This is a genomic window from Martinezella rhizogenes, assembly GCF_007002745.1.
Classification (GTDB): Bacteria; Pseudomonadota; Alphaproteobacteria; order Rhizobiales; family Rhizobiaceae; genus Agrobacterium; species Agrobacterium cucumeris.
The window spans coordinates 1-16366 of record NZ_SGNY01000013.1; the positions used below are offsets into that span (position 1 = coordinate 1).

Annotated in this window: 14 protein-coding genes and 2 pseudogenes; 13 read left to right on the forward strand and 3 right to left on the reverse strand. The window is 58.6% G+C overall.

Annotation, left to right across the window (positions count from 1 at the left end; genetic code table 11):
• Positions 1-98: pseudogene (locus tag EXN68_RS28135) on the reverse strand (3-oxoadipate enol-lactonase); the annotation flags it as partial.
• Between the two features lie 95 nt (positions 99-193).
• Between EXN68_RS28135 and pcaQ the strand changes: the two are divergent.
• Positions 194-1138, forward strand: coding sequence for a pca operon transcription factor PcaQ (gene pcaQ / locus EXN68_RS25570; RefSeq protein WP_142843420.1), 945 nt, complete (start codon positions 194-196; stop codon positions 1136-1138).
• Here the strand turns inward: pcaQ and EXN68_RS25575 are convergent.
• Positions 1132-1362: pseudogene (locus EXN68_RS25575) on the reverse strand (4-hydroxybenzoate 3-monooxygenase); the annotation flags it as partial. The gene pcaQ and the pseudogene EXN68_RS25575 sit on opposite strands and share 7 nt — an antisense overlap.
• A gap of 481 nt (positions 1363-1843) precedes the next feature.
• Positions 1844-2605 carry an IclR family transcriptional regulator gene (locus tag EXN68_RS25580; protein ID WP_142843421.1) on the reverse strand — a complete coding sequence of 254 codons (762 nt, stop codon included), beginning with the start codon at positions 2603-2605 and terminating at the stop codon, positions 1844-1846.
• A 138-nt stretch (positions 2606-2743) separates the two neighbouring features.
• On the opposite strand from EXN68_RS25580, the gene EXN68_RS25585 reads away from it, so the two are divergent.
• From EXN68_RS25585 to EXN68_RS28090, 12 genes are all read left to right on the forward strand, one after another.
• Complete coding sequence (locus tag EXN68_RS25585) at positions 2744-3451, forward strand: 3-oxoacid CoA-transferase subunit A (protein ID WP_142843422.1); 708 nt, start codon at positions 2744-2746, stop codon at positions 3449-3451.
• The gene (locus EXN68_RS25590; protein WP_142843423.1) at positions 3448-4143 is read left to right on the forward strand and encodes a CoA transferase subunit B; all 696 of its coding nucleotides are present in this window, start codon (positions 3448-3450) and stop codon (positions 4141-4143) included. Before EXN68_RS25585 ends, EXN68_RS25590 begins: the two co-directional genes overlap by 4 nt.
• Before the next feature lie 10 nt (positions 4144-4153).
• Positions 4154-5359, forward strand: a complete 1206-nt coding sequence (gene pcaF / locus EXN68_RS25595; RefSeq protein WP_142843424.1) for a 3-oxoadipyl-CoA thiolase — start codon at positions 4154-4156, stop codon at positions 5357-5359.
• 586 nt (positions 5360-5945) lie between these two features.
• Positions 5946-6638: a TetR/AcrR family transcriptional regulator gene (locus tag EXN68_RS25600; RefSeq protein ID WP_205125329.1), complete on the forward strand. Its 693-nt coding sequence runs from the start codon at positions 5946-5948 to the stop codon at positions 6636-6638.
• A 698-nt stretch (positions 6639-7336) separates the two neighbouring features.
• Positions 7337-7741 carry a cupin domain-containing protein gene (locus EXN68_RS25605; protein ID WP_142843426.1) on the forward strand — a complete coding sequence of 135 codons (405 nt, stop codon included), beginning with the start codon at positions 7337-7339 and terminating at the stop codon, positions 7739-7741.
• 177 nt (positions 7742-7918) lie between these two features.
• Positions 7919-8959 carry an aliphatic amidase gene (locus tag EXN68_RS25610; RefSeq protein WP_142843427.1) on the forward strand — a complete coding sequence of 347 codons (1041 nt, stop codon included), beginning with the start codon at positions 7919-7921 and terminating at the stop codon, positions 8957-8959.
• A 66-nt stretch (positions 8960-9025) separates the two neighbouring features.
• On the forward strand, positions 9026-10168 hold the full coding sequence (locus EXN68_RS25615; RefSeq protein WP_142843428.1) for an AAA family ATPase: 1143 nt from the start codon (positions 9026-9028) through the stop codon (positions 10166-10168).
• Between the two features lie 165 nt (positions 10169-10333).
• Complete coding sequence (locus tag EXN68_RS25620; RefSeq protein ID WP_142843429.1) at positions 10334-11899, forward strand: ABC transporter substrate-binding protein; 1566 nt, start codon at positions 10334-10336, stop codon at positions 11897-11899.
• A gap of 57 nt (positions 11900-11956) precedes the next feature.
• Positions 11957-12898, forward strand: coding sequence for an ABC transporter permease (locus EXN68_RS25625; protein WP_142843430.1), 942 nt, complete (start codon positions 11957-11959; stop codon positions 12896-12898).
• Entirely contained in the window at positions 12898-13779 is an 882-nt protein-coding gene (locus EXN68_RS25630; RefSeq protein ID WP_142843431.1) for an ABC transporter permease, read from the forward strand. Before EXN68_RS25625 ends, EXN68_RS25630 begins: the two co-directional genes overlap by 1 nt.
• A gap of 3 nt (positions 13780-13782) precedes the next feature.
• On the forward strand, positions 13783-15441 hold the full coding sequence (locus tag EXN68_RS25635) for an ABC transporter ATP-binding protein (RefSeq protein WP_142843432.1): 1659 nt from the start codon (positions 13783-13785) through the stop codon (positions 15439-15441).
• A gap of 64 nt (positions 15442-15505) precedes the next feature.
• Positions 15506-16324, forward strand: coding sequence for an AraC family transcriptional regulator (locus tag EXN68_RS28090; protein ID WP_142843433.1), 819 nt, complete (start codon positions 15506-15508; stop codon positions 16322-16324).
• Positions 16325-16366 lie beyond the last annotated feature (42 nt).

Here is a 16366-nt window from a genome sequence, read left to right on the forward strand (position 1 = left end):
GTGCCAAGCGAATTGATGAAGGCGATGACCGGCTTGCCGCTGTCCAATCCCTTGACGCGATAATGGATCACGGTCTCGCCGCAGCGCAGAAAATGCATGATGTGCTCCTCCCTGTCGGGGATATTGCAAGCCGGTTCCGGTTAAGTAAAATGACATTATCGATGAAAATCATAACCTATGGATTATACGAGCGATGGTCGACCAGCGTATCAAGTTTCGCCACCTGCAGACTTTCGTGGAGGTGGCGCGCCAGAAAAGCGTCATCCGCGCCGCCGAAATCCTGCATGTCAGTCAGCCGGCGGTGACAAAGACCATCCGCGAACTGGAAGAGATTCTTGGCGTGTCATTGTTCGACCGGGAGGGGCGCGGCATCCGCATCAGCCGTTATGGCGAGGTGTTTCTGCGCCACGCCGGTGCGACGATGACGGCGCTGCGACAGGCGGTCGATTCGGTCTCGCAGGAGGCGGCACGGGCCGGTCCGCCGGTGCGGGTCGGCGCTCTGCCCACGGTTTCGGTGCGGATCATGCCGCAGGCAATGGCCGGTTTTCTGGCGGAAAAGACCGGCAGCCCGGTGAAGATCGTGACGGGCGAAAACGCCGTGCTTCTGGAGCAGCTGCGTGTCGGCGATCTCGATCTCGTCGTTGGGCGTCTCGCCGCGCCGCAGAAAATGGCGGGCTTTTCCTTCGAGCATCTTTATTCGGAGAAAGTGCGCTTCGTGGTGCGCGCCGGCCACCCATTGCTGTCACCCGGCCTTTCGGTGTTCGATCACCTGCATGAATATCCGGTGCTGATGCCGACGCGGCAATCGGTGATTGGTCCTGTCGTCGAGCAGTTCCTCATCGCCAACGGCGTGTCGGCCCTGCCGATCCGCATCGAAACCGTGTCCGACGCCTTCGGCCGCGCCTTCCTGCGCACCAGCGATGCGATCTGGATCATCTCCGAAGGCGTCGTGGCGGCGGATGTGACGGACGGCATTCTGGCGATCCTGCCGGTCGAAACCGGCGATACCAGCGGGCCGGTGGGGCTGACGGTGAGGGCCGATACGCAGCCCTCGCTGCCGTTGTCGCTGTTGATGCAGGCTATTCGCGAGGCGGCGGGTGAGTTGCTGGATGGGAAAACGGAAGCTGCTTCTCAGTAAGGAAGCCCGACATAATTTTCCGCAAGGGCCGTGGAAGCGGCGCGCGATTGCACGAGGTAATCCAACTCCGCTTCCTGTATGCGCTGGCCGAAATCTCCCGTATCGGGAAAACGATGCATCATCGTCGTCATCCACCATGAGAAACGCACAGCCTTCCAGACGCGGGAAAGCGCCTTCTGCGAATAGGCATCAATGCCGGCTTCGGACCTGTCACGATATAATTTCCAAGTTCATCAGGCCTGTCATGAAGGGTAGGTGATCACGCTCGTCCCTGCGAAGTGAACCAAAAACTCCGACCGGGCTTCTGTAACCAAGGCACTTTCGCGGTCGGTCGGTGAGGTCGCGTGCCCGCTGATTGAGTTCCTGTTGGGGTATGACCGTGGTCAGTAGCCGCATAAGCCTTTGCAAACGATGCCGACGCTCTGTGCGGATGTCGTCGGCGTCCGTTGGGAAGAAGCCGCTTTTGTGACGCTCACGATCGCGGGGCTTATTGCGCCTAATCGCGCGATAGATCGTGGAGCGATAAGACTGAGTGGCGGGCTATTTCAATTATTGGCCCGTTGCGTTCGACAAAGTGATAGAGGCGGCGGCGGATTTCATCCTAGAAACACTCGTCCCTCCGGTCTTCCAACCGGTGCATGATGCCGCCCGCCTGGCCGCTGGCCGAACAGCGAAAATGGGTGATTCCGGCGCGCGGTAAGAGCCTCAGACCAGCATTCGCGCCAGTTCCCGCTGAACGGAAAGAAGCGCTGGGAGATAACGCTCCACCAGTTCCTCCATCGAGGCGACTGAAGCGGCAAGCCCGACATTAAGCGCGGCAACCGTCTGGCCGCGCATGGTTTTCAGCGGCACGGCGATGGAGCGAAGGCCAATCTCCACTTCCTGATCAATCAGCGCATAACCGCGATGGCAGGTCACCTCGATTTCGGTGAGCAGGGCTTGCATGTCTGTGATCGTGTTTTCCGTGCGGGCAACCAGCCGGGAAGCTCCGAGAATGTCGCGTTGCCGCTCGGGTGTTTGTGCGGAAAGCAGAACGCGACCCATGGAGGTGCAATAGGCGGGCAGACGCGAACCTGGCATCAGCGCAATGGACATGACCCGTTGCTGGGCGGCGCGGGCGACATAAACGATTTCGGTCTCGTCCAGGATGGAAACCGAGGTGCTCTGGCCGATCTCCTCCGAGAGACGGTCGATGAGCGGCTGGACGATCTTCGGAAGCGGCATGGTGGCCAAACAGCCGGTGCCGAGCCGCAGCACCTTTGGCGTCACGGTGAAGAACTTGCCGTCATAAGCCGCATAACCAAGTTCCGAAAGCGTCAGCAGACAACGCCGCGTCGTGGCGCGGTCCAGCCCGGCGATCTCGGCGGCATCGGAGATGGAAAGCCGCGGCCGCTCGGCGCTGAAGGCCTCGATGACCCGCAAACCCTTGGCGAGACCGCCCATCATGTCTCTTTCACTGACGGCCATGCTCAAGCTCCATTTGTGCGATATACGAACAAAAATCATATAACGCACAAAACTCTTGCCGTCGAGACTGTTTCGGCTTTACCTCAGGGCCACGCAGCCTTGCAGGTCCATCCGCTCGGCTGGATGGAGGTTTTGAGAATGGACAAGACAATCAAGAGCGCCGAAGAGGCGCTTTCGGGCATCGGTGACGGTGCGACGATCATGATCGGCGGTTTTGGTGGCTCCGGCGCGCCGATCGAGCTGATCCACGCGCTGATCGACAAGGGACCGAAGAACCTGACTGTTATCAACAACAATGCCGGCAATGGCCGCATAGGCATCGCCGCGATGATCGATGCCGGCATGGTCAAAAAGATGATCTGCTCCTTCCCGCGCTCTTCCGATCCGCGCGCCTTCACAGACCGGTATCTGGCCGGCGACATCGAGCTGGAACTGGTGCCGCAGGGCACGCTTGCGGAGCGCATCCGCGCCGGCGGTGCCGGCATTCCCGCCTTCTACACCCCGACGGGCTTCGGCACGGAACTGGCCAATGGCAAGGTCATCGCAGAATTCGACGGCCGCTCCTATGTGCAGGAGCGCTGGCTGAAAGCCGACTTTGCCATCGTCAAGGCCGAGCTTGGCGATACCTACGGCAACCTCACCTACAACAAGGCGGGTCGCAATTTTAACCCACTGATGTGCATGGCTGCAAAGACTACCATCGCCCAGGTCTCCAAGATCGTCGCCGCCGGCGAGATCGACCCGGAGCACGTCGTCACACCCGGCATTTTCGTGAACGGCGTCGTGGAAATCCCCGATCCGCGACAGGAAGAAGTCCTCATTCGCGCCGGAGTAGCCTACGCATGACCCAGACCATCGACACCCGCGACGATATCAAGCTTTCCAACGCCCAGATTGCCTGGCGCGCGGCGCAGGACATCGAGGACGGCGCTTACGTCAATCTTGGCATCGGCTTTCCGGAAATGGTGGCGCGCTACCAGCCGCCCGGCCGTCAGGCGATCTTCCACACCGAAAACGGTATATTGAATTTCGGCGAGGCCCCGCCGGAAGGCGAAGAGGACTGGAACCTCATCAATGCCGGCAAGAAGGCCGTGACATTGAAGCCGGGTGCCGCCTTCTTCCACCATGCCGACAGCTTCGCCATGGTGCGCGGCGGGCATCTGGATGTGGCGATCCTCGGTGCTTATCAGGTGGCGCAAAATGGCGATCTCGCCAATTGGCGCGTCGGTTCCAAGGGCGTGCCGGCCGTCGGCGGCGCCATGGATCTGGTGCATGGCGCCAAACAGGTTTTCGTCATTACCGAACATGTCACCAAGAACGGCGAACCGAAGCTGGTTGAAAAATGCAGCTTCCCGCTGACCGGCGTCGGCTGCATCACCCGCATCTATACCAGCCATGCGGTGATCGACGTGGTGGACGGCCGTTTCGTGCTGCGCGAAAAACTGCCGGCGATGACGTTTGAGGAATTGCAGGCCATGACCGGCGCGCCGATCATTGTGGATGGTGCGGTAGCCGATCTCGTTGCCCCGGAACTTTAAGGATAAATCCATGACCGAAGTCTATATCTGCGATTATATCCGCACGCCCATCGGCCGCTTCGGCGGCGCGCTCTCCTCCGTGCGGGCCGACGATCTCGGCGCGGTGCCGCTGAAGGCGCTGATGGAACGCAATACTTCCGTCGATTGGGAAGCCGTCGAGGATGTGATCTTCGGCTGCGCCAACCAGGCGGGCGAGGACAACCGCAATGTGGCGCGCATGTCGCTGCTGCTTGCCGGCCTGCCGGTTTCCGTGACCGGAACGACGATCAACCGGCTGTGCGGCTCGGGCATGGACGCCGTCATCGCAGCCGCGCGCGCCATCAAATCGGGCGAGGCGGAACTGATGATCGCCGGCGGCGTGGAAAGCATGAGCCGCGCGCCCTTCGTTCTGCCGAAGGCGGAAAGCGCCTTTTCGCGCAATGCCGAAATCTACGATACCACCATCGGCTGGCGTTTCGTCAACCCGCTGATGAAGGCACAATATGGCGTCGATTCCATGCCCGAAACGGGCGACAATGTCGCGGTCGACTATCAGGTCTCGCGGGAGGATCAGGATGCTTTTGCGGTGCGCAGCCAGCAGAAGGCGGCTGATGCTCAGGCCAACGGCCGTCTCGCCAAGGAAATCGTCCCGGTGACGATCCCGCAGCGTAAGGGCGATCCGGTTGTTGTCTCCAGTGACGAACATCCGCGGGCGACCAGTCTCGAAGCGCTGGCGAAGCTGAAGCCGGTGAACAAGCGCGATGGCGCGACGGTAACGGCGGGCAATGCATCCGGCGTCAATGATGGCGCGGCCGCGCTCATCATCGCTTCAGCGGAAGCGGCGAGAAAATATGGTCTGACACCGATTGCCCGCGTTCTCGGCGGGGCCACCGCCGGCGTGCCGCCGCGCGTCATGGGCATCGGCCCGGCGCCGGCCTCGGCCAAGCTCCTGGCACGGCTCGGGTTGAAGCAGGAGCAGCTCGACGTGATCGAGCTGAACGAGGCCTTCGCCAGCCAGGGCCTTGCCACACTGCGCCAGCTCGGCATTGCCGACGACGATGCGCGGGTGAATGCCAATGGCGGGGCGATCGCGCTTGGCCATCCGCTCGGCATGTCAGGAGCAAGGATCACGGGAACAGCAGCGATCGAATTGCCTTTAGCTGCAAAACGTTACGCACTGGCGACTATGTGTACTGGTGTGGGACAAGGGATCTCTATCGCCTTTGAGCGAGTGTGATAACGCAAACCAACAAGGATGATCTTGTTAGACAAAGTATCTAGTTTCCAAAAACTTAGGGGAATGCTGCGCTCCTATGAAGACCCTGGCCTCCGAGGCTTACTATCTCTCCATGGAAGAGAGGGCTGGTTACGACCAGCAAAAGCACGTCCTCCAGCGTCTCCTATAATGGCCGTCTAAAATGAAGAGCCAGCCCATCAAATTGGCCGTGCGGTCGAGTGTTCAACACTTGGCAGCACCTTCGAATGGATTCATGATCCACGGTCTGCCGACGGACGCAGGGTGCTTGACATTCCGTTCTCTTCTACCATGAAATCCGTCAGAGGCCGCCAACTGCTTTTACAACTGCCTGCATTAGCGCCTCATAGACAAGGATCAGCGACCTCATCGCTTGGGGTGGGTAGGCATTCTTTAGTAAAGCGAACGTTATCTCCAGCGGGCCATCGAGAAAGGACAATTTCGACGAAAGTGCGATCTTCTTCTATCTTTCAAAGCATGTCCTGCGCCTTTACAATACGCGTCGCGTAGCACAATATATGAGCATAAACTCTCTTCTTACATCTCGCATTCGAGACGACGCATGCCCATGGATCAGACCAACCAGCCTCGCAAACGCCCCCGACAGGCGCGTTCCGCCGCAACGGTCGCCAATATTCTGGAGGCGGCAGCTCGCATTCTGGAAACGACGGGACCGGCTGGTTTTACGACCAATGCCGTGGCACGCGTCGCTGGTGTGAGTATCGGTTCGCTCTATCAGTACTTCCCCACAAAGGAGGTCATCACGCGCGAGCTCATTGCCAGGTCGAACAATGAGCTCCTGGTCGAGATTCGAAAGATCGCGAGCGAAGGCCCGCCGCGCAACAGGCTCGAGCGCATCCTCGAGGCAGCCGTCGCCCTCCAATTGCGACGCCCGGCTCTCGCCCGGCTGCTGGACCAGTTGGAGAAGCAGTTGCCAATAGTCCCGGACCGAGATACCAACGAGGCCCTTATCGCCATCATCACGAATTGCATTCAAGGCGCGGGCTTCAGCTGCGATCCCAACGTTGAAAGCCTCGACGTCATCGCCATCGTCAAGAGCATTGTCGATGCGGCTGGCGAGCGGGACGAAACCGATCAGCTCCAGCTCTCGATCCGCGTCAAGCGTGCTGTTTTCGGTTATTTGCGCGAGCCGGTGTCAGTGCAGAACAACGACTGGGGGCGGAAACAATGCGCTCCCCTGAGTGGTTGCCACGGGCTCATGACAGCCGACGGGGGTGGTAATGTTGTGGCGGTAGGATAGGGGCGAACCTAAGCATTAGCAGCGTTACCCCGGCGCGGACTCACGGAGGCAGGATCATCCCGAGTGTGAAAGATCTTCCGACTCCGAAGGCAACGACCGGAGTCACAGAAACGGCAATAGGCCTGATAATAGAGCAAGTGTGGCAGATTCTGCCAGTGCCCGGCACGCAAAGAGCACGTCTGCCTAGCGAGGGTCGTCCTTGCGGCTGATCAGGGCCGCTAGCGGATTCGCGATCATGAATGCCGCGGTGAAGCTTACAAGCAGGACACCCCCGAGGCGGGGCTCATGCTGTACTCTTGAAACATTGGCGCAATCCACCTCCCGAAGCCAAAGAAGAGCACATTTTCGGAGACAGATAGTTGTCGCGGCCCAATCGGCCTGTCTTTCGATCAGCCGCGCTAGCTTTTCGATGAAGTGATCATGTCATCCGAATAGATATTTGAGAAATTTATTTAATGGATTTTAGATATTCAGATGCGATTACATCGCGATAAAACAGACCTGAACCGTCTGCCCGTGTTTCTGGCCCTTATGAACACATTCCACGGCTGGGCAATCGGAGGGATTAGTACCCAACCGATCTGCAACTTGAAGCATTTCACCGCTATCGGTGTCCATTTCACGACAAACATTGTCATTTTGTTTCCCCAAGACCCTTCGTACACTCTTCTAATCAACCACTTTAAATGGAGGAAACAATGACCACAGGCTTATTCAAGGAAATCGGCTTTATTCGTCAGGCAGATATGCAACCAGGTCCGATAACCCCTGGACAGAACCGCCGCAAGGCGCTTGAAGTAGGTGATCTCTGGGTAGGACAGTGCCACGTTACCGCGCTTGATGCGCCCAGTCAGTGGCATCATCATCAGGACTTCGACAGCGTGATGTACATGCTCTCGGGTCGTATCCGCGTTGACCATGGCGTAGGCGGAAAAGAATCCTTCGAGCTTGGCGAAGGCGAATACGCCTATTTTCCCCGTCGAAAGATCCACCGTTGTGAAATCCTCGAAGGCGGTGACAATGTTCACTACGTCTTTGTCCGCGTCGGCAAGGGCGAAACGGTCGAGAATGTCGGCGGGCCGGAAGGGTTTGACAAAACCTGATCGCATTCGCCGACGAATGACAGTTCGCGTCCCTGAGACGCGTCATTTCACATGATCTTATCCGGTTGAGGAACAGGAAATCCCGTCGCCGTCGGCTTTGACGCTCATGCGGCCCAACCGACGGCGCGCCGGATTTTCTCGGATGATCAACCCTTTAATCGAAAGAGGAGAGCTTCAGTGAGACACGGTGATATTTCCAGCAGCCCCAATACTGTGGGCGTGGCCGTCGTGAACTACAAGATGCCGAGGCTTCACACCCGCGAAGAGGTACGCGCGAATGCCGAAAAGATCGGAGAGATGATCGTCGGCATGAAGCAGGGCCTGCCCGGGATGGATCTGGTGGTATTCCCTGAGTATTCGCTTCAGGGGATAATGTATGACGAGCAGGAAATGTATGACACTGCCGCCACGATTCCGGGTGACGAGACCGAAATATTCGCCCGTGCGTGTCGAAAGGCCAATGTCTGGGGCATATTTTCGCTCACCGGCGAGCGGCATGAGGATCATCCGAAAAAGCCGCCCTACAACACACTTATCCTGATGAACAACAAGGGCGAGATTGTCTCGACCTACCGGAAGATCCTGCCTTGGTGCCCCATCGAGGGCTGGTATCCCGGCAGCGCGACCCAGGTCGCCGAAGGACCAAAAGGCCTCAAGGTCTCGATGATCATCTGCGACGACGGCAATTACCCGGAGATCTGGCGCGACTGCGCGATGAAGGGGGCCGAGCTGATCGTGCGCTGCCAGGGATATATGTATCCGGCCAAAGAGCAGCAGGTGCTGATGGCAAAGGCCATGGCCTGGGCAAACAATTGTTACGTCGCAGTTGCCAATGCAACAGGCTTCGATGGCGTCTATTGCTATTTCGGCCATTCGGCGCTGATCGGCTTCGACGGTCGCACCTTGGGCGAGTGCGGCGAGGAGGAATACGGCATCCAATATGCCCAACTCTCGATCCCCGAGATCCGCGACGCCCGTGCGAATGATCAGTCGCAGAACCACCTCTTCAAGCTTCTTCACCGCGGATATACCGGGGTCCATGCCGCCGGAGAGGGGGATCTGGGCATCGCCGATTGCCCGTTCGAATTCTACAAAACCTGGGTGACGGATGCCAAAAAGGCCCGCCAGCAGGTCGAAGAATTCACCCGCACATCCGTAGGCGTTGCCAATTGCCCCGTTGGCAGCCTTCCGACCAAAGCCAGGGAAAAGGAAGCTTGAGGCCTCCGCTGAGGGGAGCTGGTGCATGCAGTGTCACACAAGCGCATGAGACGGAGTTCGGAAGACATGCCTTTCCTCAACGACATGCTGGCCGATACCGCAAGGCGGCAGAAAAACGCTGACGCCCTGTGTGCGGAAACACGTTCCGTCGAAAACGTGATTGCGACTCATCGGTTGGCGAGCGGGACCGGTCTGAACAGCCGGTTCCAGTTTGATGTCGATATAATCGCAAGCCATCTGCACCGCGACATAATCGGACAGGCTGACGCGATTGAGGCGGTAGTCGATATGCTGCGGATAGTCCGCGCCGATATCGCAGATCCACGTCGCCCACTTTACACGTCACTTCTGATGGGCCCCACAGGCGTTGGCAAAACCGAACTAGTGCGGGTGCTTGCCCGGGCGATGCATGGCGATGCCGATGCGCTATGCCGGATCGACATGAACACGCTTTCGCAAGAGCATTACGCTGCAGCAATCTCGGGGGCGCCGCCAGGCTATGTCGGATCGAAGGAGGGGCGAACCATCCTCGACCAGGACAAGATCGAAGGCACCTCCGGCATGCCGGGCATCGTATTGTTCGATGAACTCGAGAAGGCCAGCCCGACCGTGGTGCTGTCTTTGCTGAACGTCTTTGACAACGGTATCCTGACGACTGCCTCGGGTGAGCGCACCTACTCCTTCAGAAATGCGATCATCTTCATGACCTCGAACCTTGGTGCCGAGGAGTTGCGCCGGAAGGCCGAGGCGGAAGAAGGCCCGTTATGGCGAAAGTTCCTGCAACCGGGCAGCCTTCGTGCTCCCGCCAGCGCCATCGCGCAAAAGGCTTTGCTCGGTCGCTTTCCACCCGAATTCGTCAACCGGATAGACCACATCGATGTCTTCAACTGGATTGACCATGCCTGTATCGACGCCATTGTCGAGCTTGAACTGGAAAAACTGAACCGTCGTCTCACCCGCCACGAGACGCATATCGAGATTTCGCCGTCCCTCAGAAAATATCTCGCCAAGGAAGGTTTCGACCGCCAGTTCGGTGCTCGATCACTGCGGCGAGCAGTTCGACGTTTCGTCGAAATTCCTTTCGCCAGACACCTGTTGTCTGAACCACCCCCGGCAGTTGGGCAGGGCCGTTGCTACATCTGCGAATTGCGCCAAGGCAGCGTTTCCTTCCGCCAGGTTGCCGGAGAGGGCGACAATAACTTTCGATAGGTCCCGGTTTGATACCAAGGCTGATACCGGCGTGTGGCCGCAAGATGATGACTGGGAATACTCAACGGACGCGGGTCTGCCACGCAGAGGCTCTTGGTCCACAATTCAAATAAGCCGACAGTAAGATCGAATGTGGAAGGCTACAACAAACCAGAGAGGAATAAAATGTTCAAGAACATCATCGCCACACTTTTTAGCTTAGCCTTAATAACCGACGTCGCGTGGGCCGAGACAACCGTTAACGCCGTCATGCACTCGGGGTTACGCGTACTGGACCCTGTCACCTCAACCGCACAGATAACGCGTAATCATGGTTATATGATCTATGACGTGCTGATCGCGCAGGACGCAAAATTCCAGCCGCAACCACAGATGGCTGACTGGACTGTCTCCGACGACAAACGAACCTACACCTTTGTTTTGCGCGATGGCTTGAAATTCCACGATGGGCAGCCGGTGACGGCGGCCGATGCAGTAGCCTCTTTGAACCGCTGGGTTCAGAAGGATCCGGGCGGGCAGGTCATCATGGACCGCACGGAAAAGCTCGACGCTGCCGATGACAAAACCATTACCTGGACCCTCAAGGAGCCTTTCGCTCCCATGCTGGAAATCCTGTCCAAACAATCGACCTTGGCACCCTTCATCATGCCCGCGCGTGTAGCGAAAACGCCCGTGACCGAGTCGATTTCCGATTACACCGGCTCCGGTCCTTTCATTTTCGTCAAGGATGAATTCCAACCCGGCATCAGCGTCACCTATGCCAAGAACAATGACTATGTGCCTCGGAAGGAGCCTGCCGACTGGATGGCCGGCGGCAAGGTGGTGCACGTGGACAAGGTGAAGTGGGTGAACATGCCGGACATCCAGACAGCGGTGAATGCGCTGTCGAGCGGCGAGATCGACTATATCGAACAGATGGAAGTCGATCTGGTACCGCTGCTGGAAAACGACCCCAATGTCACGGTCGAAATCCGCGAACCGATTGGTATGCAAATCATCGCACGCATGAACTTCCTGCACCCGCCCTTCGACAACGTGAAAGTCCGGCAGGCGGCACTCAAGGCAATCTCGCAGGAGCCTGTCCTTGCAGCAATGGTCGGCAATCCGGATTTTTACTCGATCTGCGGCGCAGTGCTGGGTTGCGGCACCCCATTGGAAAGCGAGACAGGTAGCCAGACGCTGACACAAGGCGGCGGCGTTGAGGAAGCCCGGGCATTGTTGAAAGAAGCGGGCTACGACGGCACACCGGTCGTATTGCTGGCGCCAACAGATCTGTCGGCGTTGTCAACGCAGCCGGTCGTCATTTCCCAGATGCTGCGTAATGCCGGCTTTACCGTCGATCTGCAACCGATGGATTGGCAGACGCTGGTGACGCGTCGTGCCTCGCAGGCAGCTCCGGCCGACGGCGGCTGGAACCTCTTTGCGACCTATTTGATCGTACCCGAAATCTCCAACCCGATTTCGAACCTGATGCTAAATGGTCGCGGTACCGATGCCTGGTTCGGCTGGCCTACGGACGACAAGATCGAGACCCTGAAAAAGGAATACATAGCCGCCACCGACGCCGAGACGCGGAAGGCTGTTGGCGAAAAGATCCAGAAGCATGCGATCGACAACGTCCTGTTGGTGCCGCTGGGGCAGAATACCCTTCCCCAGGCGAGACAGAAAAGGATCACCGGCATGATCAACTCGCCTGTACCGGTATTCTGGAACCTGCAGAAGGCCCAGTGATGCGTCATGCGGGGGCGCCAGGAGCGCCCTTGCCTCTCTTTGAACCGGAGGTTCTCCATGCTAGGTTATATCTTGCGCCGGATTCTGGCCGTGATCCCGGTCATGTTGCTGGTCGCCGTGTTTGTCTTCGCCCTCCTACGCCTGACCCCCGGGGATCCGGCCGCGATCATCGCCGGCGACCTGGCTGCGCCCGCACAACTCGAACGCATCCGCGAGGCCATGGGGTTGAACCAGCCGGTGCATATCCAGTTCATTAAATGGATAGGCCAGCTTTTACGCGGCGATATGGGTACTTCTCTAATTTCCAATACGCCGGTTTCGTCGATGATCGCAGACCGGATAGGCCCGACCCTGGCAATCGCGTTATTGACCATCATAATGTCGATCTGCATTGCCGTGCCGATGGGTGTCATCGCCGCATGGAAACATCGCAGCGCTGCCGACTATGCAGTGATGAGCTTTTCGGTGCTGGGCTTCTCGGTTCCGGTCTTCGTGATCGGCTACGTCTTCATCCTGATCTTTTCGCTGAAACTGGGCTGGTTCCCTGTCCAGGGCTATACATCGATCATCTCCGGGTTCGGGCCTTTTCTGTCCAATGCCTTCCTACCCGCGCTCACGCTGACCGCAATCTACGTGGCGCTGATCGCCCGGATGACCCGGGCTAACATGCTGGAAGTGATGGGCGAAGACTATATCCGCACCGCCAGAGCCAAAGGCGCTCCCGAACGACGCGTGCTGTTCCGCCACGCGCTCAAGAATGCCGCCGTGCCGATCCTCACCGTAATCGGTTCAGGCTTTGCACTGCTGATCGGCGGCGTGGTGGTGACGGAAACCGTCTTCAACATCCCTGGCATCGGGCGACTGACCGTCGACGCAATCCTGGCCCGTGATTACCCGGTCATTCAGGCGATGATCCTGCTGACCAGTTTCCTATACGTGCTGGTGAACCTGCTAATCGATCTCAGCTACACCTTCTTTGACCCGAGGATCCGTTACTGATGAGGGATAAACTACAAGTACAGCCCGCTTCCGCCACGCAGCCTTTCCTTCGGCTGATCCGCCTGCCCAACCTGGGTCTGACTCCGATGGTTGCCATCGTAGTGCTGTTGCTGATCGTTGCGGTCACCATTCTGGCACCTTGGATTGCCCCACACGATCCCCTTAGGATGGACCCGCTCGTTCGCTTGAAAGGCCGGATCGATGGCCATCCGCTCGGCACGGACAATTTCGGCCGTGATGTCCTCTCGCGCGTGCTGATCGGGGGGCGCCTGTCCCTGGCCATCGGCATCACGACAGCGGTGGTGGCCGTGTCTTTTGGAATGGTGATCGGCATGATCGCCGGCTTCTTCCGAACCGCAGATGCGGTGATTATGCGGATGATGGATGCATTGATGGCGATCCCTTCGATCCTGCTGGCCATTGCGCTGGTGGCGCTGAACGGCCCTTCTGTCGGCTCTGTTATCGCCGCCATCACCATCCCTGAAATCCCCCGCGTGGTGCGCCTTGTCCGGGCCGTCATGCTCGCCGCGCGAGAGGAACCGTATGTCGAGGCCGCCATCGCCCTAGGCTCGTCCATGCCGAAAATTCTCTTCCGACATCTGATGCCGAACACGCTTGCACCGCTGATTGTCCAGGGCACTTACATCCTCGCGTCCGGCATACTCACCGAAGCGGTCCTCAGCTTCCTGGGCGCAGGCGTTTCTACCGAGACGCCAACCTGGGGCAACATCATGGCCGAGGGGCGGATGTTTTTCCGCATCAAACCGGAACTGATCCTCTATCCGGGGCTGATGCTGTCGCTGTGCATCCTATCGATCAACCTCCTGGGCGATGCAGCACGCGACATGCTGGATCCCCGGCTCAAGAAACGCGCGGGGTAACCAATGCAGTTCAAGTCACGCAATTTCGACGCCATTCCGTCGGCCCTCTGCGTCGAGGACCTTACGGTTGCTCTGGCCAATTCGAAGCTTCAGGTGCTGAAGGGCATCGATGTCACAATCAGGCAAGGCGAGACGGTCTGCCTGGTCGGTGAATCCGGATCGGGCAAATCGGTGACCTCGCTGGCCATAATGGGTTTGCTGCCTCAGGCATTGGAGGTGTCGAAAGGCAAGATTAACCTCCAGGGGCAAAACCTCCTGCCGCTCTCGCAGGCGCAGATGCGGGAGCTTCGCGCGGCCCGCGTAGCGATGATTTTTCAGGAGCCCATGACGGCGCTCAACCCGGTCCTTCGCATCGGCGATCAAATCATGGAGGTAATGGAGCTTCACACCAACCTGAGCCAGTCCGAGCGCCGCAAACGCGCCAAGGCAATCATGGAACAGGTCCACCTGCCAGATGTCGATCGCATCTTTCGCAGCTATCCGCATCAGCTGTCGGGGGGGCAGCGTCAGCGAATCATGATCGCGATGGCCCTCGTACTCGAACCCGTGTTGCTGATCGCGGACGAACCGACGACCGCGTTGGACGTAACCACGCAAAAGCAGATATTGTTGCTGATCGACGAGCTTCAACACAAGCACGGCACTGCCGTGCTGTTCATTACGCATGACATGGGGGTTGTCGCCGAGATAGCCGATACGGTGTATGTCATGAAGCATGGTGAGGTCGTCGAGCACGGCCAGGCCGAGCAATTGCTGCGCCATCCACGTGAAGACTATACGCGAAAGCTTTTGTCATCGGTCCCAAGCCTTATGCCGCGCGCGCCACGCAGCGAAGGAGCCGAGGTGGTTCTGTCGGTGGAGCGGCTGAACAAAGTATACGGTGGCGATGGCATTCTCAAAAAGCTTCCGCAGGCCCATGCGGTAAAAGATGTGAGTTTCACCCTGACGCGCGGGCGGACGCTCGGGATTGTCGGCGAATCCGGCTCCGGCAAATCGACGGTCGCGCGATGCATCATGAGGCTGATCGACCCGACCTCGGGCCGGGTGGTGCTGGATGGCAGCGATATCGCCAGCCTGTCGCGTGGTGCCTTGCGCCCACATCGCAAAAAGCTTCAGGTTGTTTTTCAGGATCCAATGCGTTCGCTGAACCCACGCTGGGCCATCGCACAAAGCCTTATCGAGGGACCGTTGAACTACGGTACTTCGTCTTATGATGCGATTGCGGAGGCGAAGCGCTTGCTGCGCGTCGTCGGCCTGCCCGAGGACGCGATGCGTCGATACCCTCATATGTTCTCCGGGGGCCAGCGACAGCGGATCGCGATTGCACGGGCAGTGATGATGCGCCCTAATGTACTGGTCGCTGACGAGGCCGTATCTGCGCTCGATGTTTCGGTTCAGGCGCAGGTCTTGGAGCTATTGGATCAGCTTCAGCAGGAGTTCGGGATCGCTATTGTCTTCATTACCCATGATTTGCGGGTCGCCGCCCAGATCTGCGACGATCTGATCGTCATGCAGCGCGGCGAAGTGGTGGAACAGGGACCAGCAAGCCGCATACTCGGCGCGCCGGCCCACGCATATACTCGCGCCCTGATCGACGCTGCCCCGGGACGAAATTGGGACTTCCAAAACTTCTGTTCGATGAACGAGGTCCGTATCACTTGAAACGTTTGTCAAGGGCCCGGGTCCTTGGCTTGCGAGAGGAGGAGTAAAGGCATATTTTGAAAACATGTTAGCGAACCAGGCATTCTTGTCGCCGGAGCGTGATGCTCGCCTTGCTGTCTATGAATGTGCGAACAGACCGGCAGTCGGGTTTTCGGCGGACTATCCGGCCGGGCTGGTCTCGGGAATGCACAGTCACCGGCGTGCGCAACTGATCTATGCAATCTCGGGCGTGATGCGGGTTGAAACGGACAAGGCGTTGTTCGTCCTGCCGCCGAGCAAAGCACTTCTCCTGTCAGCCGACACTGCGCACTCCATTACGATGGAAGGGTACGTTGCCATGAGGCAGCTATTTCTGAACCCAGAAACGGCGAGCAGCATGGCCAGTGCACCGAGGGTCATGTCGGTTACGCCTCTTCTGCGCGAGCTTCTCGTAGCGCTTTGCGGTGAGCCGCCCGACTGGAAGCTGGATGGTCGCGGCAGTCATCTCGTGGCGCTGATCATCGGAGAAATCGCCTGCGCTCGGACACTGCCGACGAAACTGCCCCTGCCGAAAGACCCCCGCGTCAAAAATCTTGTTCGGGCCATACTGGATTATCCCGGTGATCGCCGCGGCCTCGACATCTGGGCCGATAATCTTGGCGCATCGGCTCGCACGATAGACCGGGTATTCCTGCGCGAAACCGGATTGAGCTTTGGGCAATGGCGGCTACAGGCACGCCTGAATGCGGCATTCGTGCTCCTGATGACCGATGGAAATATTACCCGCATCGCCGCAGAGGTGGGCTTTGCAAACCCTTCCGCCTTCGGTGTTGCCTTCCGGCGCACCTTTGACTTGACCCCCGGTCAGGCACGAGACCTTCAGCGCCAGCAACCCGAAGATTGACTGTTTCACGACAGAAATTGTCATTCCCGTCTCAATCTGCTT

Excerpts from the sequence above, each read along its gene's own strand:
- pcaF (WP_142843424.1), top strand. The coding sequence starts at position 4,154 with ATGACCGAAGTCTATATCTGCGATTATATCCGCACGCCCATCGGCCGC.
- EXN68_RS25600 (WP_205125329.1), top strand. The coding sequence starts at position 5,946 with ATGGATCAGACCAACCAGCCTCGCAAACGCCCCCGACAGGCGCGTTCC.
- EXN68_RS25580 (WP_142843421.1), bottom strand. The coding sequence starts at position 2,605 with ATGGCCGTCAGTGAAAGAGACATGATGGGCGGTCTCGCCAAGGGTTTG.
- pcaQ (WP_142843420.1), top strand. The coding sequence starts at position 194 with ATGGTCGACCAGCGTATCAAGTTTCGCCACCTGCAGACTTTCGTGGAG.
- EXN68_RS25605 (WP_142843426.1), top strand. The coding sequence starts at position 7,337 with ATGACCACAGGCTTATTCAAGGAAATCGGCTTTATTCGTCAGGCAGAT.
- EXN68_RS25625 (WP_142843430.1), top strand. The coding sequence starts at position 11,957 with ATGCTAGGTTATATCTTGCGCCGGATTCTGGCCGTGATCCCGGTCATG.
- EXN68_RS25630 (WP_142843431.1), top strand. The coding sequence starts at position 12,898 with ATGAGGGATAAACTACAAGTACAGCCCGCTTCCGCCACGCAGCCTTTC.
- EXN68_RS28090 (WP_142843433.1), top strand. The coding sequence starts at position 15,506 with ATGTTAGCGAACCAGGCATTCTTGTCGCCGGAGCGTGATGCTCGCCTT.
- EXN68_RS25585 (WP_142843422.1), top strand. The coding sequence starts at position 2,744 with ATGGACAAGACAATCAAGAGCGCCGAAGAGGCGCTTTCGGGCATCGGT.
- EXN68_RS25635 (WP_142843432.1), top strand. The coding sequence starts at position 13,783 with ATGCAGTTCAAGTCACGCAATTTCGACGCCATTCCGTCGGCCCTCTGC.
- EXN68_RS25615 (WP_142843428.1), top strand. The coding sequence starts at position 9,026 with ATGCCTTTCCTCAACGACATGCTGGCCGATACCGCAAGGCGGCAGAAA.
- EXN68_RS25590 (WP_142843423.1), top strand. The coding sequence starts at position 3,448 with ATGACCCAGACCATCGACACCCGCGACGATATCAAGCTTTCCAACGCC.
- EXN68_RS25620 (WP_142843429.1), top strand. The coding sequence starts at position 10,334 with ATGTTCAAGAACATCATCGCCACACTTTTTAGCTTAGCCTTAATAACC.